This window comes from Nocardia sp. BMG51109 (genome assembly GCF_000526215.1).
Classification (GTDB): domain Bacteria; phylum Actinomycetota; class Actinomycetes; order Mycobacteriales; family Mycobacteriaceae; genus Nocardia.
Genome location: NZ_JAFQ01000004.1, coordinates 7966576 through 7987608 on the forward strand (window position 1 = coordinate 7966576; position 21033 = coordinate 7987608).

Genomic DNA, 21033 nt, shown 5'->3' on the forward strand with positions numbered 1-21033 from the left:
TCACATGCTGTTCGACCGTCTCCGGTGAGCCTACTGGCCCCACGGATCGACCACCGGCACCCCCATCGGCTCGAAGTGCCTGACGTTGCGCGTCACGACCGTCAGGTTGTGCACCTTTGCTGTCGCCGCGATCAGCGCGTCGACATCCGCCACGGAGGTTCCGTTCGATCGCGCCCGTGCCACCAGGCGTCCCCATGCGTCGGCTACGGCGGTATCGACCGGGAGGACGCGCCCCGAGAACCGATCGACGAGCGGGCCGGTCAACCACTCGGTCAACCGATTCCGACGCCGCGACTCCGTCATCAGCTCGACACCCTTGCGGATCTCCGCAAGGGTCATCACGCTGAGATGGAGTCTGTCCTCGTCTGCGGACGCCTGCCACCGCTCGAGGCCCGCGTCGGGCCGGGCCTTCATCCACTCGGAAACCGCTACCGTATCGAGCAGATAGTTCCTCACAGCTCGATATCCCGCAGGCGGACATCGGCGCGCTCGATCTCCAGATCGGCACCCCGCAACGGCGATTCGGCGAAGAACTCGGCGAGATTCCCCTTCCGATGCGCCTTCCGCCGCCACTCGTCCACCGCGACGACGACGGCGACCTCCCGCCCATGCTTGCTGATCACTTGTGGCCCCTCCCTTTCCACCGTGTCGATCAGCTCGGACAGCCGAGCCTTGGCCTCCGCCAACGGCCACGCGATATCCATTCGGCCCGGCTGCTCGTCACTGTCGGCTGACTTTTCCGCCATCACACGCTCGAATCGCTCACTGCTCGTCCAGGTCATCCAGGTCGTCGAAATAGTCTCGATTGCAGGACACAGTGCGCTCGCGCTCGATCACCAGCCCCGAACCTCGAAGCGGCGATTCGGCGAAGAACTCGGCCAGATTGCCCGGCCGATGATTCCCCCGCTCGACCTCCGGATCTCCGGTCACCGGCACCACCTCCCGATGACCAATCTAGTCAAAGTAGTCAGAATTGGCAATACACCAGGTCACCGGTTGTGTGCGGGCGGGGTAACCGGCCGGTGGGCAGACCCGCTCAGTCGAACACGATGACCTGGCGCAGCCCGTGCCCCGCCGCCAGTTCGTCCATGGCACCGTTGATGTCGTCGAGCCGGATGCGCGAGGACACCAGGCGCTCGACCGGCAACCGGCCCTCGCGCCACATCCGGAGGTATTCCGGAATGTCGCGGCCGGGTACGGCCGAGCCGAGGTAGCTGCCGACGATGGAACGCCCCTGCGCCACCAGGCCGAGAGGGGAAATACTCGCCCGCGCTTCGGGATTGGGCAGGCCGACGGTCACGGTGGTGCCACCGGGACCGGTGGCCGATACGGCGGTCTCGAACGCCCGGACGTTGCCGGCGGCCTCGACCACGACGTCGGCCAGGATCCCCCGCTCCGCGACCTGCGCCGGTGTGTAGGTCTGATCGGCACCGAGTTCGGTTGCCAGCGAGAGCTTTTCGGGCAGCGTGTCGACGGCGATCACCGCACTGCCGAGTTCCTTGCGCAGCGACGCCGCCACCAGCACCGCTGCCATGCCCACGCCGCCCAGGCCGACGACCATGATGCGATCACCCGCGCCCGGCCGCGCCGAATTCAGCAGCGCCCCACCGCCGGTCAGCACCGCGCAGCCCAGCACGGCCGCCACCTCGGGCGGCACGTCGTCGTCGACGGGCACCACCGAGCGCCGGTCCACCACCGCGTGCGTGGCGAAGCCGGAGACGCCGAGGTGATGGTGTACCGCGTCGCCGCCCCGCGACAGCCGCCGCCCGCCGCCGAGCAGTTCCCCGGCGTTGTTGGCGGCGCTGCCCGGCACGCACGGGGTGCGGCCGTCGGTGGCGCAGCCCGCGCAGTCGCCGCAGCGCGGCAGGAAGGTCATCGCGATCCGCTGCCCGACCGCGATGTCGCTGCCGCCGGGACCGACCCGCTCCACGCGCCCGGCCGCCTCGTGCCCGAGCAACATCGGCACCGGCCGCACCCGGTTCCCGTCGACGACCGACAGGTCCGAGTGGCACAGACCGGCCGCCTCGATCCGCACGAGCAACTCCCCGGCGCCTGGTTCGCCGAGATCCAGCTCGTCGACGGCCAGCGGCCCGGACTCGGCGTACGGCGCCGGATCACCGATTCGCTCCAGGACAGCACCACGAATCCTCATTCACCCGACGCTACCGCCTGCCCGCGCGGCACGGATCCGGACCGTCGCGCCGCGCGGCCGACCGGGGCATAATCTCCGCTGAACCGACCCTCCGACGAGGCGAGCCATGACGACATCCCCGACCCGCGGGCTCAACCGCTTCATCACCGACTCCTTCGGCCTGATCGCCCGCGGCTACGACAGCCCCCTGCTACAGCACGCGATCTACCGCGCGCCGCAGGACCAGGTGATCGCCGAGCTACGCGCGGCCGAGTCCCGCCGGATTGCCGACATCGGTTGCGGCACCGGCATTCTCACCACCCGTATCGAACGCGAGCTGACACCGGATCGGGTGTTCGGGATCGACGCCTCCCCCGGCATGCTGGCGCAGGCACGCGCCCGCTCGACCCGCGCGACCTGGCTCCAGGCACCCGCCGAACGCCTGCCGTTCGGCGACGAGACCCTCGACGCGGTGGTCACCACCAGCGCGTTCCATTTCTTCGATCAGCCCGCCGCGCTCACCGAGTTCGCCCGCGTACTCGCCCCGGGCGGCCTGCTCGCCGTCTCCACCATGAACCCGACCGGCCCCTTGGCGCGCGGGTTCCGGCGGATCACCCGCGACATCCGCAGCCCCTACCACGCGCCGTCCCCCACTGAGGTGCGAAACATGGTGCGCGAGGCGGGATTCGAGGTCCACGAGCAGCGCCCGATCATCCGGCCGCTCCCGCGCTGGTTGATTCCCGACGTGATCACCGTGGGACACAAGCACTGACACCGGCCCGACCGCGCGCGCCGCCGACGGCCCGCGCAGCGGTCGTCGACGCCTGATCGACCGCCGGGATGTGGCGCGGCCGCACCGGTACGGTGCACCATGACTTCGGCCACGTGGGCGGGGAGGGACAGGAAGGTCACCCCGACGGTCCGCGGGCGGGCGGATCCTCTCGTCCGGCGCCGCATTCGGCTCGGGACAGGCGGCGACGCCGATCGCCTACGGGTGCCCTCCGATGGACAACGGTTCCGGCCGAAGGCGAGGCCGGGCGCTCGGCCTACCGGCTCTACCACCACGCTCTCGCCGAACACCTGCGCACGGACACCGACCCCGCCCGCATCCATGCCGACTTCCTGCACGTGCTGCGATCACGGGTCCCCGCTGCCGCCGACGGCCGCCGCGACTGGGCCCGTGCTCATCCCTACAGCCTCGCCCACGCGGCCACCCACGCCGCGGCGGCCGGCGCCATCGATGACCTGATCACCGACGTCGACTACCTGGTCCACGCCGAACCGACCGCGCTGCTCGCCGCGCTGCACGCCGCCGGCACCGAATCCGGGCGCCTGATCCGATCCATCTACCGGTCCTCGGCGGCAGACCACCGGCATCTTCCCCGGGTGTGCGCCGCCAACTACTCGCCATCGACGCCGCGCGCTTCCAGGCAACCGACCACCGGACGGCGTTCGGCCGCACCCTGAGGTGTCGTCCGGGCTGCTGGTGATCGTGACCGGGCGGTCCTCGATTGCCGTGCACGCCACCGCATTCACCGACTGTGTGTGGCCCCCGCGGCACCACGCGCTGTGGCGTTCGGCCCGAATTCCGAACTCGTCACGGGATTCACCAGCGAGGTCCTCGTGCAGGCGCCGTCCGGGTAGCCCCAGGATCCCGCCGCCGCTCGCCGCCTACTCGCGAGCGCCCGGCCGCGAGTCAATCCGTCGGCACCGGCGGTGGTTCCGCCGGAATCGGGGGCCATGCCTGCGGGGAGAGGTGGGCCGGTCTGCGGAGGGGGTCCTCGTCCCAGTCCACGGCCACGCCCACCCAGGCCCGGGGATTGTCGAAACGGGTTTCGCGGGCGGCGAATTTCGTTCGACGGAAGGAGATGTCGCCGAAGAAGTCGCCGGACGAGAAGTCGGTGCCGGCGCCCTCGAAACGGGCGCCGGTGAAGGAGACCGTGCCGTGGAACTCGGCACCGGTGAAATCGACCGTCTCGGTGCCGGTCCGGCGCCAGCGCGGCTTACCGCCCAGTTTCGCGCCGTCGAAGGTGGTGCGGGCGGAATAGAACCGCGCACCGGCGAACGAGATTCGGGTACCGGCGAAGTCCGTGTTGTCGAAGCCGACCCCGGCGCCGTCGAAGGTGACAGCGTCGAAGGCGGTCGTTTCGGCATCGAAGCGAACGCCGGCGAAGCCGGTCTTCCCGCCGGAGAAGGTGGCGCTCGTGAATCGCGTACTGCGACCGCCGAACGTGGCATCGTCGAAGTAGACCGGCGACTCGAACAGGGACTCTTCGAATGTCGTGCCCGTCCCGCGTTCTTCACTGCCGCCGCCGGCACGCGGGGCGAATTCGACCTGCCGGAAGTACGCGGCCCGGCCCCGGAACACCGCCTTGCGAAACGACACGTAGCGCGCGGCGAACTTCGCGAACTCGAACGTGGTGGCGCGCGATCCGGTGAACACCGATCGCGCGAAATAGGCGCGTTCCCCGGCGAATACCGCGTACCGGAAATCCGCGTCCTCGAGCACGGCGTCGGCGAAGTCGAAATCCCGGTCCGACCACGAGACCTCCGCCGACGGGCGCAGATGCGCGACGATCACGTCGACGATGGCGCGCCGCACCTCGCGATCGTTCTGCCGAAACTGGTAGTGCAGCTCGACCTTCGGCTGCGAGGCCGCCTCCTCGATGCGCGAGACGAGATGGTTCGAACCCGCGTCCGGCTCATACGGCAGCCGCAGATATCCGCAGAGCACATCGATGCACTGCTGCCGCCGCGCCGGGGCCCGGAACTCGTCCGCGACACCGGCCATCGCGTACACCCCGGCGATCCGCACCGCCACGTCGGCATCGCCGAGCTGTCGCGCGGCCGCCCCGAACAGTTCCGCGAACCGGGCCCGCTCGGAATCACGTTGCCGCCGATACGCGACGACCAGGGCCACGGCCCCGCCGATGCCGGCCGTCACCGACAGGGCAATCTTCGTGAGATCGACCTGATTCGGCGTCTCCGACTTGGCACCCAGCAGCCACCACAGCAACCACCAGGTGAGCGCGGCGACGGCCAGACCACCGAGTACCGCGGCCACCACCGACAGCAGCAGCGCCGACCGCTGTACCCTGCGGCTCAGCCGTTCGCCGAACCACCCCCGATGACGCATAGCCGAATGTTATCCGGTTAGCAGCGGTAACGCATGGCCACCTGGAGTTCCGTTGTCCCATCACCGCTTTCGCCACCGCGTGGACGGATTTGGCAAATACGCCGCGACCTACCGGCGAACCGTCAGGCGCGCACCCGGCCGCCCCGCACCCCGATTCCCGCCGCCACCAGGCACGCCAGCGCGACCACCGACACGAACCACGGGAACACCGTCCCCATCCCCCAGGTGGTCGCCGCCCAGCCCGCCAGAATCGTCGGCAACGCCATCGCCGTGTAGGCGAGCAGGTAGTACGCCGACATGGTCTCGCCCCGCTTGTGTTGCGGCACAACGTCGGCCAGATGCCGCAGCGACCCGCCGAAGCCGAGGCCGAAGGTGCCGCCGAGCAGCACGCCCGCCACCAGCACCACGACCCAGCTGTGGGTGGCCAGCGCCGGAATCGTCAGCAACAGCGCGACGGCCATGCCGGTGTCACCGCCGATCGCCGCGTACCGGGCCGGAATACGGGTGGCGAACAGCTGCGCCAGCGCGCCCGCGGTCGCGGTGGAGGCGACCACCGCCCCGCCGAACACCAGGTTGTGCACCCCGGTCTGCTCGGACGCCAGCGTCGGATACAGCGACAGCAGCACGCCCAGCACCGACCAGGCCGCCATCACCCCCAGCGCGGAGAACCAGAAATCGGCGCGAATCTCCTGCGGCACGGCCGGTCTGGCGATCCGGATCGGGCCGGCGACGCGCTTGGTGTGGGTCTCCCGCATCGCCACCACGCCGCCCGCGATGAGCAGGCACAGGATCGTGATCACCACGTAGGGCGTGCGCAGCGGGTGCGGCACATACTGCGCCAGCAGGGCCGAGCCCAGAATCGCCACGGCCATACCGAAATTGAACGCCACACCCGTCAGCTGCCCGGACCGCGCGCCGTTGCGGGGCCGCAGATCCAGCAGCGCGGCCGCGCCGGACACCACGGTCGCGCCGACCGCGATGCCGTGCAGCGCGCGGGCCAGCAGCAGCATCGCGACGTTGTCGGCCAGCAGGAACACCACCAGCCCGGCGACCATCGTGGCGAACGCGCCGAGCAGCACCGGCTTGCGGCCGACCACGTCCGAGATCTTCCCGGACACCAGGACCGCGCCCAGCGCGGCCACCGCGTACACCGCGAACACGAGGGTCGTGGTCAGCGACGAGAAATGCCATTGCTGCTGGTACAGGCCGTACAGCGGGGCCGGCGCGCCGGACACGCCGAGCGCGACGCCGCTGGCCACGAGGATCAACGCGTAAGCCCAGGGTTGCGTCCTGCGCTCGATCGGGGAAACAGCCACGGTCGCTGCCATCGTTCCCTCTCCATCGGGTAGGTTTGATTGCGATCGAACTCAACAACCGTAACCTCGGTTTGATTTCTATCAAACCGTCCGTGAGGAAGATCATGACCGACACCAAACGAGTCGTGGAGGCGCATCCGGTCGGCTCGGTGCAGGCCGTGCTCGACGCGCTGCACGATCCGGTGCGCCTCGAGATGGTGCGCCGGCTCGCCAATGCCGGCACCGCGGTCCGTTGCGGGCTGCTCTACGACACGATCAACAAGTCGACCGCGACCCACCACCTCAAGACGCTGCGCCAGGCCGGGCTCACCGAGAAGATCGTCGAGGACGGCCACACCTACGCCCGGCTGCGGGCCGACGAGGTCGAGCGGGAACTCCCCGGCCTGCTGAATGCCATTGTGGGCGCGGCCAATCGGGCCGAGCCGGAGCACTGACACCACCGGCCGATGTCACCGCTCTCCGAACTGACCGACGTCGTCGTCGAACTGCACTCGGACCTGGCCGAATGGCTGGGATCGGCCGCACCCCCCAAGGTCTTCGACCGCTTCGCCAACGCCCTGGCCGACGATTTCTCCTCGGTGGTGACCACCGGTGACGCCGTGGACCGCGACACCCTGCTGGCCGGCCTGTGGTCGGCCGGCAACGCGCAGCCCGGCCTGTCGATCGAGATCACCGACGTCGAGGAGATCGTCCGCGCACCGAGGCTCGTCGTCGCCCGGTTCGTGGCCGAGAATCACCTCGGGGACACGGTGACCCGCCGCCGCGTCACCGCCGTCCTGCGCACCGACGGCCAGCTCTACTCCTGGCTGTCGGTCCACGAAACCCCCATCCCCGCAACCGGATCCACGGAAGCCACCCCGCCGGCGCCGACCTGAGCGGAGCCACAACCCGTCGGTCCGGCGCGCGGGACGCGGATTCGCCACGGCCGGTGGGTGATCGGCCGGCGCCGCGCCCGGTTCCACGCGGGCGCGGCGCTCGCCGACCGCTCAGTCGCCCACCATCCGCCGCACCGCCGACGGCAGATCCCTGGTCCGGCGATACGGGCCCGCCACCGACACCGCCATCGGCCGCGCCAGCAACCTGCGCGCGACGGCCGAGACCTCCTCGGTGGTGACCGCGTCGATGCGCGCCAGGGTGTCCGATACGCTGCGGTGATTGCCGTAGCTGAGTTCGCTGCGGCCGATGCGGTTCATCCGCGAGCCGGAATCCTCCAGGCCCAGCACCAGCCCGCCGCGCAGCGACCCCTTCGCCCGCGCGCATTCGGCGTCGGTGATGCCGCCCGCCGCAACCTCTTCCAGCACGCCGCGCGCCAAACCCGCGACCTGTCCGAGGTTTTCGGGCTGGCAGCCCAGATACACCGAGAACGCGCCGGTGTCGGCGAAGGTGTCGACGCTGGAGTACACCGCGTAGGCCAGGCCGCGCTCCTCCCGGATGCGCTGGAACAGCCGGGAACTCAGGCCGCCGCCGAGCACCGTGTTCAGCACCGACAGCGGCCAGCGCCGCTCGCCCTCGTGCCGCCCGAACGCCCGCACCCCGAACACCAGATGCGCCTGCTCGCTGTCGCGGTAGATGCGGTGCAGCCGCGGCGGCGTCCGCATCCGGAAATGCCCCTCGCGCCGCGGCGCCGGATCCCGCGCCGGGTCCAGCCGGCCGGCGAAGGCGCGGTGGATCAGCTCCACCGTGTGCTCGTGTTCGACATTGCCCGCCACCGCGACGACCATCCGGTCCGGACGGTACCGGCGCAGATGGAAGCCGCGCAGCTGCGCCGCGGTCATCCCCTCGACCGATTCCACCGTGCCGATCACCGGCCGCCCGATCGGATGATCGCCGAACAGCGCGGTGAGGAAGGCGTCGCCGACCATGTCCTCGGGATCGTCGTCGCGCATCGAGATCTCCTCGAGCACCACCTGGCGCTCCACGCTCACGTCCTCGGCCCGGCACAGCCCGTTGAGCACCACATCCGACACCAGATCCACCGCCAGCGGCAGGTCCTCGTCCAGCACGTGCGCGTAGTAGCAGGTCTGTTCCTTCGCGGTGAACGCGTTCAGCTCGCCCCCGACCGCGTCCATGGCCTGGGCGATGGCCAGCGCGGACCGGGTCGGGGTCTGCTTGAACAGCAGATGCTCGAGAAAGTGCGCCGCACCGGCCACCGTCGGGCCCTCGTCGCGCGAACCGACACCGACCCACACGCCGACCGACGCCGACCGCACACCCGGCACGTGTTCGGTCACGACCCGCAGCCCGCCGGGTAGCACGGTGCGCCGCACGCCGGCATCGGCGAGCGGAAGATCCGCCGGGGCGAGTCGCAGAGAAGAACCCCCCTGCTCTGTCACAAGCGAGGGGGGCGCTGTCTTCTTCTTCGTCACACCGAAATGATTACTCGACACCGGCCTCCACCGCAGCAGTGTCGTCGGATGTGGGAGCCGGAGCGGATGTATCTGCTGCGTCTTCTTCGTCGACCGGAACCAGCGAGATCTTGCCCCGGTTGTCGATGTCGGCGATCTCGACGCGGATCTTGTCGCCGACGTTCACCACGTCCTCGACCTTGCCGACCCGCTTGCCGTTACCCAGCTTCGAGATGTGCACCAGGCCGTCGCGACCCGGCAGCAGCGAGACGAACGCGCCGAAGGCGGTCGTCTTGACGACCGTGCCGAGGAAGCGCTCGCCCACCTTGGGCATCTGCGGGTTGGCGATGGCGTTGATGGCGTCGATCGCCGCCTGCGCCGACGGGCCGTCGGTGGCGCCGACGAAGACGGTGCCGTCGTCCTCGATGGAGATGTTGGCGCCGGTGTCCTCGGTGATCTGGTTGATCATCTTGCCCTTGGGCCCGATCACCTCGCCGATCTTGTCGACCGGGATCTTGATCGCGGTGACCCGCGGTGCGTACGGGCTCATCTCGTCGGGGGTGTTGATGGCCTCGGCCATCACGTCCAGGATGGTCAGGCGCGCGTCGCGGGCCTGGTTGAGGGCGCCCGCGAGAACCTTGGAGGGGATGCCGTCCAGCTTGGTGTCCAGCTGCAGCGCGGTGACCAGATCGCGAGTACCGGCGACCTTGAAGTCCATGTCGCCGAAGGCATCCTCGGCGCCGAGGATGTCGGTCAGCGCGACGTAGCGGACCTCCTCCTGGCCCTGGTCGTTGGTGATCGCGTCGGACACCAGGCCCATCGCGATACCGGCGACCGGAGACTTCAGCGGCACACCGGCATTCAGCAGCGCCAGCGTGGAGGCACACACCGAACCCATCGAGGTGGAACCGTTGGAGCCCAGCGCCTCCGACACCTGCCGGATGGCGTACGGGAAGTCGTCCTGCGAGGGCAGCACCGGGATCAGGGCGCGCTCGGCGAGGGCGCCGTGGCCGATCTCGCGCCGCTTCGGCGAACCGACGCGGCCGGTCTCACCGGTGGAGAACGGCGGGAAGTTGTAGTGGTGCATGTAGCGCTTGGAGGTCTCCGGGCCGAGCGAGTCGACCTGCTGCGCCATCTTCACCATGTCGAGGGTGGTGACACCCAGGATCTGGGTCTCGCCGCGCTCGAACAGCGCCGAGCCGTGCGCCCGCGGCACCACCGCGACCTCGGCCGACAGCGCGCGGATATCCGCCAGGCCGCGGCCGTCGATGCGGAAACCGTCGGACAGGATGCGCTGACGCACAAGCTTCTTGGTGACCGAGCGGAACGCCGCGCCGATCTCCTTCTCGCGCCCGGCGAAGTCCTCGGCGAGGCTCGACAGCACCTCCAGCTTGATCTCGTCGATCTTGTCGTCGCGCTCCTGCTTGCCCGCGATCGACAGCGCCTCCGACAGCGGACGCTTCGCGGTGCCCTCGACCGCCTCGAACACGTCCTGCTCGTAGGGCGGGAACAGCGGGAACTCCTCGGTCGGCTTCGCCGCCAGCTGCGCGAGATCCTGCTGCGCGCGGCACAGCCGGGCGATGAACGGCTTGGCGGCCTCCAGGCCCTCCGCGACCACGCCCTCGGTGGGCGCCTGCGCGCCGCCCTCGACCAGCGCGAGCACGTTCTCGGTGGCCTCGGCCTCGACCATCATGATCGCGACGTCACCGGACTCGACCACGCGACCGGCCACGACCATGTCGAACACCGCGTTCTCGAGCTGCTCGACGGTCGGGAACGCCACCCACTGGCCCTCGATGAGTGCGACGCGCACGCCGCCCACGGGCCCGGAGAACGGCAGGCCCGAGATCTGCGTGGACGCCGACGCGGCATTGATCGCGACCACGTCGTACAGATCGTTCGGATCCAGGCTCATGACCGTGACCACGACCTGGATCTCGTTGCGCAGGCCGTCGACGAACGACGGGCGCAGCGGGCGGTCGATCAGGCGGCAGGTCAGGATGGCGTCGGTGGACGGCCGGCCCTCGCGCCGGAAGAACGAGCCCGGGATGCGGCCCGCGGCGTACATGCGCTCCTCGACGTCCACCGTCAGCGGGAAGAAATCGAACTGGTCCTTGGGATGCTTGCCGGCGGTGGTGGCCGACAGCAGCATGGTCTCCTCGTCCAGGTAGGCGACGACGGAGCCGGCGGCCTGCTTGGCCAGGCGACCGGTCTCGAACCGGACGGTGCGGGTGCCGTAGCTGCCGTTATCGATCAGGGCGACCGACTCGAACACGCCGGGCTCGACCTCGACGGCGGAACTGGTCACTGTTTCGGACATTCTCTCTTCTCAACCTCTCGTCTCGCCGGATCCAGCGCAGGGCTGCGCGATCCGGCTGTCGTCTGCCGTACCCGGTTCGGGCGCGCATCATCCACGCGCACACCCGGCCGGTTCCCCTTGGAAACGGCGACGCGGAGGCGGTCATCGATCGAAGCCCTCCGGCGGAACGAGTCCGGACGAAAAGCCACTACCGAAGACCGACGCCACGAGGCGGGTGCGTACGGCTGTGTCGTGCCGTGCCTGCGGCCACTCGGTCCGCATACACGACTAGCCGACGGGGAGATTCTAAGCCTCCCCGTCGGCCGTCTTGCCAACTGGCTTGCAGATCGTGCGTGTCGCTACTTTCAGCGACGCAGTCCGAGCCGCTCGATCAGCGCACGGTAGCGCTCGATGTCCTTCTCCTGCAGGTACTTCGACAGGCGCTTGCGGCGGCCGATGAGCTGCATCAGGCCGTGCCGCGTGTGGTGATCGTGCTTGTGCTGCCTGAGGTGCTCGGTGATATCCGAGATGCGCTTGGTCAGCAGCGCGATCTGCGCCTCCGGCGAGCCGGTGTCCTTCTCGTGGACCCCGTACTCGGTGAGGATCGTCTTCTTCTGCTCGGTGGTCAGCGCCACGAATTCACTCCCTGTTGTTTCAGTCCGCGCTCGATGGAACCGGGACGAACCCGGGCGGGGGCCGCCGCGGACCGCAGCAAACCCGACTGGCCAGCCTACCCGAGGACCGGCAACCGGCCGAATCGGGTCCCTCCGCGCGAGGATCCGCTACTTGTCTCTACTTGTCGTCGGCCCTGCGGTCGGCGGCGGTGAGCACCTCGCGGGTCTGCTCCACATCCAGGCCGATGGCGGTGACCAGCTCGTCGATCGAGTCGAACCTCTGCATCCCGCGCAGGTGCTCGACGAAGTCGACGGCCACGTGCTGGCCGTACAGATCGACGTCGGTGTCGAGCACGTACGCCTCGACGGAGCGGGTGCGGCCGGAGAAGGTGGGGTTGGTGCCGACCGAGATGGCGGCCATCGCCCGCTTGCCGGGCAGCGTGGTGCCCACCGTACTGCCGGGGGTCAGCACCGTGAACCAGCCCGCGTACACGCCGTCGGCCGGGATGGCCGCGTGCATCGGCGGCGCCACGTTCGCGGTCGGGAAGCCCAGTTCCCGGCCGCGGCCGTCGCCGTGCACGACCACGCCCTCGACCCGGTGCGGGCGGCCCAGCGCGTCGGCGGCCGCGGCCATGTCCCCGGCGTCGACGCAGGAGCGAATGTAGGTGGAGGAGAAGGTGACCGCGTGCTCGCCGACCAGCTTCACCGCATCGACCTCGAAACCGAAGCGGCCGCCCAGGTCGCGCATGGTGTCCACGTGGCCGGTGGCCTTCTTGCCGAAGGTGAAGTTGTCGCCGATCACCACCTCGGTGACGTGCAGCTTCTCCACCAGCAGATCGTGCACGTAGCGGCCCGGGGTCAGCTTCATGAAGTCCTGGGTGAACGGCATCACGCAGAACACGTCGATGCCCAGTTCCTCGACCAGGTCGGCGCGCCGGGTCAGGGTGGTCAGCTGCGCGGGGTGCGAACCGGGCCGGACCACCTCCATCGGATGCGGATCGAAGGTCATCAGCACCGACGGCACGCCGCGCACCGCGGCGGATTTCACGGCGCGGCTGATCAATTGGGCATGCCCGCGGTGTACACCGTCGAAGACGCCGATCGTGAGTACACAGCGGCCCCAGTCCGGGGGCATCTCCTCGAGACTTCGCCATCTCAGCACACCCGGAAGCCTACGCAAGCCGGATCACGGACAGCATTCGGCGGTGCGGTTGTTCACAGCGGCGTGGGGCGCGCATCGGCGGTTCGTCACACCGGCGTCACCCGCGTGTCCCGGCCGAGACCCGGCGACCCGGTCGGTCGGGTTGCTTCCGCCGGAGAGACCGTTGTCACGGCTAAGCTCGAAAACGTGCCCGGAAAACGAGACATCGCCACCCGCCGCGAGCTGGTCGATACCTCCGCGACACCGGAATCCGGTGCCGAACCGGCCGATACCGCGGCCGGCGAGGCCAACCTGGCCCCCGTGCTGTCCTCCGTCGCCCAGGACTATCTGAAGGTCATCTGGACGACGCAGGAGTGGTCACAGGAGAAGGTGTCGACGAAGTTGCTGGCCGAGCGCATCGGGGTGTCGGCGTCCACGGTGTCGGAGGCGGTGCGCAAGCTCGCCGATCAGGGCCTGGTCGAGCACGCCCGCTACGGGGCGATCACGCTGACCGAGGAGGGCAGCCGCGCCGCCGTGGCGATGGTCCGGCGGCACCGGCTGATCGAGACGTTCCTGGTGAACGAGCTCGGTTACGGCTGGGACGAGGTGCACGACGAGGCCGAGGTGCTCGAGCACGCGGTCTCGGAGACGTTGATGACGCGCATCGACGCCAAGCTCGGTCATCCGGATCGCGATCCGCACGGCGATCCGATCCCGTCGGTCGACGGTGCGGTCCCCACCCCGCCCGCGCGTCAGCTCAGCCGCTTCCAGGCCGGCGAATCCGGCCGTGTCGCACGGATTTCCGATTTCGACCCGGCCATGCTGCGCTACTTCGACTCGGTCGGCATAGCCCTGGACACCCCCATCGCGGTGGTGGAGCGCCGCGACTTCGCCGGCACCATCGCCGTCAGCGTCGGCGACCGCACCATCGACCTGGGCAGCCCGGCCGCCGAGGCCATCTGGCTGACCCACTGACGCGGCCCGCCCGCGCGAACCGGCGGCGAGAGTCCGCGGTGGTTCAGCTGTTCGCGTGTTCGGTGGCGCGCTTGGCGATGGCGGTCCCGAGTTCGGTGGTCGTACTGGTGCCGCCGAGGTCGGGAGTGCGGATGGCCGCTTCGGCGAGGACCTCGCACACGGCGCGGTCGACAGCCGCTGCCGCCGCACTCTCCCCCAGTTGGTCGAGCATCATCGCGGCGGCGAGGATCTGGGCGACGGGGTTGGCGATGCCCTGGCCCGCGATGTCGGGGGCGCTGCCGTGTACGGCCTCGAACATGGAAGGGGCGTCGCGGTGCGGGTTGATGTTGCCGGAGGGCGCGAGGCCCAGGCCGCCGGTAACGGCGGCGGCGAGATCGGAGAGGATGTCGCCGAACAGGTTCGAGCCGACGATGACGTCGAGGCGGTCGGGGTGCAGCACGATCTCGGCGGCGAGCGCGTCGACGTGCATCTGCCGGGTCTCGACGTCGGGGTATTCGGCGGCGATGCGGTCGAAGACGCTGTCCCAGTAGGGCATCGAGTGGATCAGGCCGTTGGATTTGGTGGCCGAGCACACCGTGCGGCGGCGTTCGCGGGCGCGGTCGAAGGCGTAGCGGATGATGCGCTCGCAGCCGGCGCGGGTGAACACCGATTCCTGGAGCACGAATTCCCCGGGACGGCCGGGATTGTGGATGCCGCCGATCTCGGAGTATTCGCCCTCGGAGTTCTCCCGCACGATCAGGATGTCCAGATCCTCGGCGGTGCGGTCGCGCAGCGCGGATTCGGTGCCGGGCAGCAGCCGCACCGGCCGCAGGTTCACGTACTGGCCGAAGGCGCGGCGCAGCGGAATCAGCAGGCCCCACAGCGAGATGTGGTCGGGCACCCCCGGAAAGCCCACGGCGCCCAGCAGGATCGCGTCGAATCCGGCCAGCTGCTCGGCCCCGTCGGGCGGCATCATGTGCCCGGTGCGCAGGTATTGCTCACAGGACCAGTCGAATTCGGTCCATTCGATCCCCGGCAACACCGCGTCGACCACCTTCACGGCCTCGGCGGTCACGTCGACCCCGATCCCGTCGCCGGGAATGGTCGCGATCCGGTAAGTGCTCACCTGTGCTCCCTCGATCCAAGTCGGTCATCACTATCGCTGCCCTGCCCGAACGGCCGGGACGACATCCTGAACCCCGCCGAACATCCGGCCGCCCCAGCCTCGCCGCTCCGGCGGGCGCCCCGTTCGCTCCCGCCCGACGGACCGCCGACCATCGCCGTACGACGCCGGTGGTCCATCGACGACCTCACAGCTGTACGCCGATGTACTTCGTCTCCAGGAACTCGTCGATGCCCGTGAGTCCGCCCTCGCGGCCGAGCCCGGATTCCTTGACGCCGCCGAAGGGGGCGGCCGGGTTCGAGACGACGCCCTGGTTGAGGCCGACCATGCCGGTGTCGAGGGCCTCGCAGACGCGCAGGCCGCGGCGGAGGCTTTCGGTGTACACGTAGCTCACCAGGCCGTAGGGGGTGTCGTTGGCGCGGTCGACGACCTCGTCCTCGGTGTCGAACCCGGTGATGGCGGCGACGGGGCCGAAGATCTCGGTGCGGCACATGTCGGCGTCGTCGGGCACGTCCACCAGAACCGTTGCGGGATAGAAGTTCCCGGGGCCGTCGAGGGTTTCTCCGCCGAGCAGTACCTTGGCTCCGCGAGTGCGGGCGTCGGCGACCAGGTCGGTCACCTTGGCCACGGCGTCGGTATCGATCAGCGGGCCGACCACGACGCCGGGCTCGGTGCCGCGGCCCAGCGGCAGCGCCGCCATCCGCTTCGTCAGCCGTTCCGCGAAGTCGTCGAGTACGGTGCGCTGCACGTAGATCCGGTTGGCGGCCGTGCACGCCTGCCCGATGTTGCGCATCTTGGCCGCCATCGCACCGTCGACGGCGGCGTCCAGGTCGGCGTCGTCGAACACGATGAACGGCGCGTTGCCGCCCAGCTCCATCGAGGTGCGCATGACCGTCTGCGCGCACTGTTCCAGGAGCTTCTTGCCGACCGCCGTGGATCCGGTGAACGACAGCTTGCGGGAACGCTCGTCGAGGATCATCGGCGTCATCAGCGCACCCGGATCCGACGTGGTGACGACGTTGACCACGCCCGCCGGCACGCCGGCCCGCTCCAGGATGTCGGCCAGGGCGAGGGTGCACAGCGGTGTCTGCTCGGCGGGCTTGACCACGCAGGTGCAGCCGGCGGCCAGCGCCGGCCCGATCTTGCGGGTGCCCATGGCCATCGGGAAGTTCCACGGCGTGATGAGCAGGCTCGGACCCACCGGCTGCCGCGTCACGAGGAAGCGGGACCCGCCGCCGGGCGCGGGCATGTACCCGCCGTCCAGGCGCACGGCCTCCTCGGCGAACCAGCGGAAGAACTCCGCGGCATAGGTGATCTCGCCACGCGCCTCCGCCAGCGGCTTCCCCATCTCGAGGGTGGCGATCAGGCCCAGCCGGTCGGCGTCCTCGATCAGCAGGCGATGCGCCCGCATCAGGATCTCGCTGCGCTCGCGCGCCGGGGTGCGCGCCCACGCGGCCTGCGCGTCGGCGGCGGCCGTCAGCGCGGCCAGCCCGTCGCCGGGCCCGGCATCGGCGACCGCGCACAGCTCCTGCCCCGTCGACGGATCGAGGACCGGCATGGTCTTCGCCGCCGCGCGCCACTGCCCACCGATGTAAAGCCCGGTAGGCACGCTGTCGACGGCGGCCCGTTCGGCCGGGCCCGCGTCGGTCCGGCTCGGGATCGTGTCGCTCTGCGTCACCGCCTGCTCCTCACCCTGTTCTGCCGCCGGATCCGGCGGTCGGTTCGTCATGGCCCAGCGCTGACCGCCGGTACCCGCCACGGACAGCTTATTGCTGTGGCCCTGCCCGCCATGTTATTCATATTGTCGACAATCCGACAATAGACAATCCGCGCGGGCGCGTTCCTGACGACGCGTCGAGCGACCTCTCCCCACGCTCCGGAAGGCGGATCACGATGACGGCACTCTCCCCGGTCCTGAAGCAGGCCACCCCGGTCACCGTCGACCACGGCGAAGGCTGCTACCTGTATGCCACCGACGGCCGCCGCTATCTCGACTTCACCGCCGGGATCGGCGTGACCAGTACCGGTCATTGCCATCCGCGCGTGGTCGAGGCCGCCCAGAAGCAGATCGGCAGCCTGATCCACGGCCAGTACACGACCGTCATGCACAAGCCGCTGCTCGCGCTGACCGAGCGGCTGGCCGACGTCCTGCCCGAGGGGCTGGATTCGCTGTTCTTCTCCAACTCCGGCAGCGAGGCGGTCGAGGCGTCGCTGCGGCTGGTCCGCCAGGCCACCGGGCGCCCGAATGTGATCGTGTTCCACGGCGGTTTCCACGGCCGCACCGTCGCCACCGCCACCATGACCACCTCCGGCACCCGGTTCTCCGCCGGATTCAGCCCGCTGATGGGCGGCGTGCACGTCGCGCCGTTCCCGACCGCGTTCCGCTACGGCTGGAGCGAGGAGCAGGCCACCGACTTCGCGCTGCGCGAGCTGGACTACCTGCTCACCACCCTCACCTCGCCGGCGGAGACCGCCGCGTTCGTCGTCGAGCCCGTGCTCGGCGAGGGCGGCTACATCCCCGGCAACACCCGCTTCTTCCAGGGCCTGCGCGAGCGCGCCGACCGGCACGGCATCCTGCTGGTCCTGGACGAGATCCAGACCGGCTTCGGCCGCACCGGAAAGTTCTTCGGCCACCAGCACTTCGGCCTCCGCCCCGACGTCATCACCATCGCCAAGGGCCTCGCCAGCGGCTTCCCGCTGTCGGGCATCGCCGCCTCCCGCGAGTTGATGGCCAAGGCGTGGCCCGGCTCCCAGGGCGGCACCTACGGCGGTAACGCGGTCGCCTGCGCCGCCGCGCTGGCCACCATCGACGTCATCGAATCCGAAGGGCTGGTGGACAATTCCGCCGAACGCGGGCGGCAGCTGCTGGCGGGCGCCCGCACCCGCGCCACCAAGGCCGTCGGCGACGTGCGCGGCCTGGGCCTGATGGTCGGCACCGAGTTCACCACGGCGGCAGGCGAACCCGACACCGAGACCGCGTCGGCCGCGCAGCGCCTCGCGCACGAGAAGGGCCTGCTGCTGCTGACCTGCGGCGCGCACAGCAACGTGGTCCGGATGATCCCGCCGCTGATCGTGACCGCCGACCAGGTCGACGAGGCCCTGGGCATCTGGTCCGCCGTGCTGGACGAAATCTAGGAGGCATCCGGATGGCCCGCTACCTCACCATCACCCTCACCAAGGCCGGGGTCCGCTGCCGCGCCCGGCTGCTCGACGACGAGGCCCCGGCCACCTGCGCCGCGGTCTGGGACGCGCTGCCGCAGGAGGGCGACGCCTTCCACGCCAAGTACGCCCGCAACGAGGTCTACACCCTGCTGCCCCGCATCACCGCGGCGCCGCACCGCGAAAACCCCACCATCACACCGATTCCCGGCGACGTCTGCCTGTTCGACTTCGAGGCATGGGAGATCGGCAACCCCGCCTACGGCTACGAACCCGGCTCCGCCGCCCACCACGCCCAGGGCGCCACGGATCTCGCCCTCTTCTACGGCCGCAACAACCTGCTCATCAACGGCGACCAGGGCTGGGTCCCCGGCAACGTCTTCGCCACCATCGAAGAGGGCCTCCCCGACCTCGCCACGGCGTGCAACAACCTGTGGCTGCGCGGCGTAGAGGGCGAATCCCTCGCCTTCGCAAGGGATTCCGAGTAGGCGTACCCCGCCGACGCAGAGATCGGCCGGGGCCACCAGCCCCGGCCGATCGTCGTGGAACCGGCCCGGACCCTTCGGACCGCACCGTCCCGAATACCGGTGACGAAGCCCGCCCACGCCGACTCGCCGTGCGACGGCCACCCCGGCCGAATACCGGTGAACCTCGGCCGATCCGGCACGCATGAGCTCCGCGATTCGATAATGTCGGATGGCGATGATCGCCGACTCGTCCGCCGGGCGTTGCTCGGCAGGAAGGTGAAATCGCCATGCGCACCGGATTTCTCGATCGCTCGAGCACCGGATTCGGATATCGGATCCGTCTCGCCGCCGCGCTCGTCCCGATCGCGGCCGCCGCCGCACTCGCACTCGGCGCGGGTTCCGCCGCCGCCGACCCCGCCCTCGACGCCGGCGACGGGCCGTCGGCAACCGAGGCGACACCGTCGGCAGATCCCGTCTACGACGGCTTCTCCACCCACTGCTCCGGCGCCGACGGCTACTTCTACTGCCCGCAGTACGACAAGCGCGGCCGCCAAATCTGCACCATCACCGAGCTGCCGCTCGGAGGCGGGTCGGCCGCGGCCTACAACTGGCTGCCGAACACGATCTGCGACATCCAGGTGACGATCGCCAACGCTCTGCCGTAGGCCGCGCGTACATTTCACGCATGGGCGAGACCGTCAGTATTCGGCAGCTGCGTGCATCCGTCGCCACCGTCGTGGACAGAGCTGTCGCTGGTGATGTCACGACTGTCACGCGCGATGGCGAGCCGGTCGCGGCCATCATCCCGGTACACATGCTCGACGCGTTCGAGGAGTGGGAAGATCGGCGACTCGCCGAGAGAGCCACAGAGGCCGAGCGTGAGCCCGGTGAACGGCTCTCCCTCACCGAGGTGCTCGACGAGCCCCGCCGATCGTAGGGCCGGTGCCTCAGCTCAGCACGACCTCCGCGAACCGGGCCAGGGCGAGGACCAGGTCGTCGGAGTGACGCGGGCCGACGATCTGGAGGCCGACCGGGAGACCGGCGGCGGTGGCGCCGATCGGGATGCTGATCGCGGGCTGCTGGGTCATGTTGAACGGGTAGGTGAACGGGGTCCACTGGGGCCAGCTGCGCAGGCCGCTGCCGGGGGGCACGTCGTGGCCGGCCTCGAAGGCGGGGATCGGCATCGTCGGGGTGATCAGCACGTCGTAGGCCGTGTGGAAGGCGCCCATCACGATGCCGACCTCGGCCGCCACCGCGCGGGCGTCCAGATAGTCGACGGCGCTGAGCTTTTCGCCCCGCTCCCACGCCGTGCCCAGCCCCGGATCGACGCGGTCGCGCGCGCCGTCGGGGAACTTCGCCAGCATCGTCGCCGCGCCCGCGGCCCACATGTCCTCGAACGCGTCGAGCGGATCGGCGAAGCCCGGGTCGGCGTTCACCACCCGCAGCCCGGCCTCGCCCAGCTGCCGCACCGCGTCGTCCACCAGGGCGGCCACCTCCGGGTCGACATCGACGTAGCCGAGCGTCGGGGAGTAGGCGCACGTCGCCCCGCGCACGTCGCGCTGCAACTGCGCGCGGAACGTGGTCAGGGGCGGCGCCAGCTCGGTGGGATCGCGCGGATCCGGCAGCGACAGGATGTCCATCAGCAGCGCCGCGTCCTCCACTGTGCGCGTCATCGGGCCGGCGTGCGCCAGCGGACCGAACGGGCTGGCCGGATACAGCGGGATCCGCCCGTGCGTGGGCTTGAAGCCGACGATGCCGCAGAACGACGCCGGAATGCGCACGCTGCCGCCGCCATCCGTGCCGACCGACACCGGGCCCATTCCGGCGGCCACCGCCGCGGCGCTGCCGCCCGAGGAACCGCCGCAGGTCTTCGACGGATCGGCCGGGTTGCGCGTGATACCGGCCAGCGGACTGTCGGTGGTCGCCTTCCACGCCAGTTCCGGCGTGGTCGTCTTGCCGAGGAACACCAGACCGTCCTCGCGCAGCCGCGCGGTGACCGGGCTGTCCAGCGGCCACGGCACGTCGGGCTCGATGGAGGTGGAGCCGCGCCGGGTGGGCCAGCCCTCGGTGAGGAAGATGTCCTTGATCGAGATCGGCACCCCGTCCAGCAGTCCCTGCACGTGACCGGAGTGCCAGCGCGCCTCCGACTCCTTGGCCTGCATCAGCGCCCGCTCGGCGTCCACCAGGCAGTACGCGTTCAGCTCGCTGTCGCGCTGGGCGATGACGCCGAGCACGGCCTCCGTCGCCTCCACCGGCGAGAGCACACCCGCCGAGTACGCGGTGACCAGCTCGACGGCGGTCATCGCGGCCGGGTCGGTGGGGATATCGATATCGGGGTGGGTCATGGC

22 protein-coding genes are annotated in these 21033 nt (G+C 70.0%); 9 read left to right on the plus strand and 13 right to left on the minus strand.

What is annotated here, in order from left to right; translation table 11 throughout:
- Positions 1–30: 30 nt before the first annotated feature.
- The 4 genes from D892_RS0137550 to D892_RS0137565 all read right to left on the minus strand — a co-directional run bounded on the left by D892_RS0137550 (position 31) and on the right by D892_RS0137565 (position 2152).
- Entirely contained in the window at positions 31–456 is a 426-nt protein-coding gene (locus tag D892_RS0137550; protein ID WP_024806180.1) for a type II toxin-antitoxin system VapC family toxin, read from the minus strand.
- A complete protein-coding gene (locus D892_RS0137555; RefSeq protein ID WP_024806181.1) occupies positions 453–746 on the minus strand; it encodes a type II toxin-antitoxin system prevent-host-death family antitoxin in 294 nt (97 codons plus the stop codon). The genes D892_RS0137550 and D892_RS0137555 overlap by 4 nt, the downstream gene beginning before the upstream one ends.
- 16 nt (positions 747–762) lie before the next feature.
- Positions 763–930: a hypothetical protein gene (locus tag D892_RS47370; protein WP_156959874.1), complete on the minus strand. Its 168-nt coding sequence runs from the start codon at positions 928–930 to the stop codon at positions 763–765.
- 106 nt (positions 931–1036) lie between these two features.
- Positions 1037–2152, minus strand: a complete 1116-nt coding sequence (locus D892_RS0137565) for an alcohol dehydrogenase catalytic domain-containing protein (protein WP_024806182.1) — start codon at positions 2150–2152, stop codon at positions 1037–1039.
- A gap of 106 nt (positions 2153–2258) precedes the next feature.
- Here D892_RS0137565 and D892_RS0137570 point away from each other — a divergent pair, with 106 nt between their 5' ends.
- Positions 2259–2903 (plus strand): class I SAM-dependent methyltransferase, encoded by a 645-nt coding sequence (locus tag D892_RS0137570; protein ID WP_024806183.1) that lies wholly within the window; start codon positions 2259–2261, stop codon positions 2901–2903.
- A 68-nt stretch (positions 2904–2971) separates the two neighbouring features.
- Positions 2972–3598: a hypothetical protein gene (locus tag D892_RS0137575; protein WP_024806184.1), complete on the plus strand. Its 627-nt coding sequence runs from the start codon at positions 2972–2974 to the stop codon at positions 3596–3598.
- A gap of 229 nt (positions 3599–3827) precedes the next feature.
- On the opposite strand, the gene D892_RS0137580 is transcribed toward D892_RS0137575, so the two are convergent.
- Positions 3828–5267 (minus strand): pentapeptide repeat-containing protein, encoded by a 1440-nt coding sequence (locus D892_RS0137580; RefSeq protein ID WP_024806185.1) that lies wholly within the window; start codon positions 5265–5267, stop codon positions 3828–3830.
- Positions 5268–5389: 122 nt separating this feature from the next.
- Positions 5390–6595 (minus strand): MFS transporter, encoded by a 1206-nt coding sequence (locus D892_RS0137585; protein WP_051499358.1) that lies wholly within the window; start codon positions 6593–6595, stop codon positions 5390–5392.
- Positions 6596–6687: 92 nt separating this feature from the next.
- Here D892_RS0137585 and D892_RS0137590 point away from each other — a divergent pair, with 92 nt between their 5' ends.
- Complete coding sequence (locus D892_RS0137590) at positions 6688–7017, plus strand: helix-turn-helix transcriptional regulator (protein WP_024806187.1); 330 nt, start codon at positions 6688–6690, stop codon at positions 7015–7017.
- 12 nt (positions 7018–7029) lie between these two features.
- The gene (locus D892_RS0137595; protein WP_024806188.1) at positions 7030–7458 is read left to right on the plus strand and encodes a hypothetical protein; all 429 of its coding nucleotides are present in this window, start codon (positions 7030–7032) and stop codon (positions 7456–7458) included.
- 111 nt (positions 7459–7569) lie between these two features.
- Here the strand turns inward: D892_RS0137595 and D892_RS0137600 are convergent, their stop codons facing one another.
- From D892_RS0137600 to D892_RS0137615, 4 genes are all read right to left on the minus strand, one after another.
- Positions 7570–8892, minus strand: coding sequence for a pitrilysin family protein (locus D892_RS0137600; RefSeq protein WP_051500072.1), 1323 nt, complete (start codon positions 8890–8892; stop codon positions 7570–7572).
- A gap of 67 nt (positions 8893–8959) precedes the next feature.
- Positions 8960–11248, minus strand: a complete 2289-nt coding sequence (locus D892_RS0137605) for a polyribonucleotide nucleotidyltransferase (protein ID WP_024806190.1) — start codon at positions 11246–11248, stop codon at positions 8960–8962.
- Between the two features lie 344 nt (positions 11249–11592).
- Positions 11593–11862: a 30S ribosomal protein S15 gene (gene rpsO / locus D892_RS0137610; protein ID WP_024806191.1), complete on the minus strand. Its 270-nt coding sequence runs from the start codon at positions 11860–11862 to the stop codon at positions 11593–11595.
- Positions 11863–12019: 157 nt separating this feature from the next.
- The gene (locus D892_RS0137615; protein WP_024806192.1) at positions 12020–13003 is read right to left on the minus strand and encodes a bifunctional riboflavin kinase/FAD synthetase; all 984 of its coding nucleotides are present in this window, start codon (positions 13001–13003) and stop codon (positions 12020–12022) included.
- Between the two features lie 291 nt (positions 13004–13294).
- Here D892_RS0137615 and D892_RS0137620 point away from each other — a divergent pair, with 291 nt between their 5' ends.
- Positions 13295–13957, plus strand: coding sequence for a metal-dependent transcriptional regulator (locus tag D892_RS0137620; protein ID WP_051500073.1), 663 nt, complete (start codon positions 13295–13297; stop codon positions 13955–13957).
- 43 nt (positions 13958–14000) lie between these two features.
- Here D892_RS0137620 and D892_RS0137625 read toward each other — a convergent pair whose 3' ends face one another.
- Together D892_RS0137625 and D892_RS0137630 are read right to left on the minus strand one after the other, a co-directional pair.
- The gene (locus tag D892_RS0137625; RefSeq protein ID WP_024806194.1) at positions 14001–15062 is read right to left on the minus strand and encodes a tartrate dehydrogenase; all 1062 of its coding nucleotides are present in this window, start codon (positions 15060–15062) and stop codon (positions 14001–14003) included.
- Positions 15063–15246: 184 nt separating this feature from the next.
- Positions 15247–16668 (minus strand): NAD-dependent succinate-semialdehyde dehydrogenase, encoded by a 1422-nt coding sequence (locus D892_RS0137630; RefSeq protein WP_255360313.1) that lies wholly within the window; start codon positions 16666–16668, stop codon positions 15247–15249.
- A gap of 284 nt (positions 16669–16952) precedes the next feature.
- Here D892_RS0137630 and D892_RS0137635 point away from each other — a divergent pair, with 284 nt between their 5' ends.
- The 4 genes from D892_RS0137635 to D892_RS0137650 all read left to right on the plus strand — a co-directional run bounded on the left by D892_RS0137635 (position 16953) and on the right by D892_RS0137650 (position 19622).
- Entirely contained in the window at positions 16953–18194 is a 1242-nt protein-coding gene (locus D892_RS0137635) for an aspartate aminotransferase family protein (protein WP_024806196.1), read from the plus strand.
- Between the two features lie 11 nt (positions 18195–18205).
- On the plus strand, positions 18206–18706 hold the full coding sequence (locus D892_RS0137640) for a DUF3830 family protein (RefSeq protein WP_024806197.1): 501 nt from the start codon (positions 18206–18208) through the stop codon (positions 18704–18706).
- A 266-nt stretch (positions 18707–18972) separates the two neighbouring features.
- Positions 18973–19350 (plus strand): hypothetical protein, encoded by a 378-nt coding sequence (locus D892_RS0137645; protein WP_024806198.1) that lies wholly within the window; start codon positions 18973–18975, stop codon positions 19348–19350.
- 20 nt (positions 19351–19370) lie between these two features.
- Positions 19371–19622: a type II toxin-antitoxin system Phd/YefM family antitoxin gene (locus tag D892_RS0137650; RefSeq protein WP_024806199.1), complete on the plus strand. Its 252-nt coding sequence runs from the start codon at positions 19371–19373 to the stop codon at positions 19620–19622.
- 10 nt (positions 19623–19632) lie between these two features.
- Here the strand turns inward: D892_RS0137650 and D892_RS0137655 are convergent, their stop codons facing one another.
- A complete protein-coding gene (locus tag D892_RS0137655; protein ID WP_198037205.1) occupies positions 19633–21015 on the minus strand; it encodes an amidase in 1383 nt (460 codons plus the stop codon).
- Between the last annotated feature and the right edge of the window lie 18 nt (positions 21016–21033).

Coding starts and splice junctions, on each gene's coding strand:
- D892_RS0137595 (WP_024806188.1), top strand. CDS start 7,030: ATGTCACCGCTCTCCGAACTGACCGACGTCGTCGTCGAACTGCACTCG.
- D892_RS0137645 (WP_024806198.1), top strand. CDS start 18,973: ATGCGCACCGGATTTCTCGATCGCTCGAGCACCGGATTCGGATATCGG.
- D892_RS0137590 (WP_024806187.1), top strand. CDS start 6,688: ATGACCGACACCAAACGAGTCGTGGAGGCGCATCCGGTCGGCTCGGTG.
- D892_RS0137565 (WP_024806182.1), bottom strand. CDS start 2,152: ATGAGGATTCGTGGTGCTGTCCTGGAGCGAATCGGTGATCCGGCGCCG.
- D892_RS0137585 (WP_051499358.1), bottom strand. CDS start 6,595: ATGGCAGCGACCGTGGCTGTTTCCCCGATCGAGCGCAGGACGCAACCC.
- D892_RS0137605 (WP_024806190.1), bottom strand. CDS start 11,248: ATGTCCGAAACAGTGACCAGTTCCGCCGTCGAGGTCGAGCCCGGCGTG.
- D892_RS0137640 (WP_024806197.1), top strand. CDS start 18,206: ATGGCCCGCTACCTCACCATCACCCTCACCAAGGCCGGGGTCCGCTGC.
- D892_RS0137650 (WP_024806199.1), top strand. CDS start 19,371: ATGGGCGAGACCGTCAGTATTCGGCAGCTGCGTGCATCCGTCGCCACC.
- D892_RS0137580 (WP_024806185.1), bottom strand. CDS start 5,267: ATGCGTCATCGGGGGTGGTTCGGCGAACGGCTGAGCCGCAGGGTACAG.
- D892_RS0137555 (WP_024806181.1), bottom strand. CDS start 746: ATGGCGGAAAAGTCAGCCGACAGTGACGAGCAGCCGGGCCGAATGGAT.
- D892_RS0137570 (WP_024806183.1), top strand. CDS start 2,259: ATGACGACATCCCCGACCCGCGGGCTCAACCGCTTCATCACCGACTCC.
- D892_RS0137575 (WP_024806184.1), top strand. CDS start 2,972: ATGTGGCGCGGCCGCACCGGTACGGTGCACCATGACTTCGGCCACGTG.
- D892_RS0137635 (WP_024806196.1), top strand. CDS start 16,953: ATGACGGCACTCTCCCCGGTCCTGAAGCAGGCCACCCCGGTCACCGTC.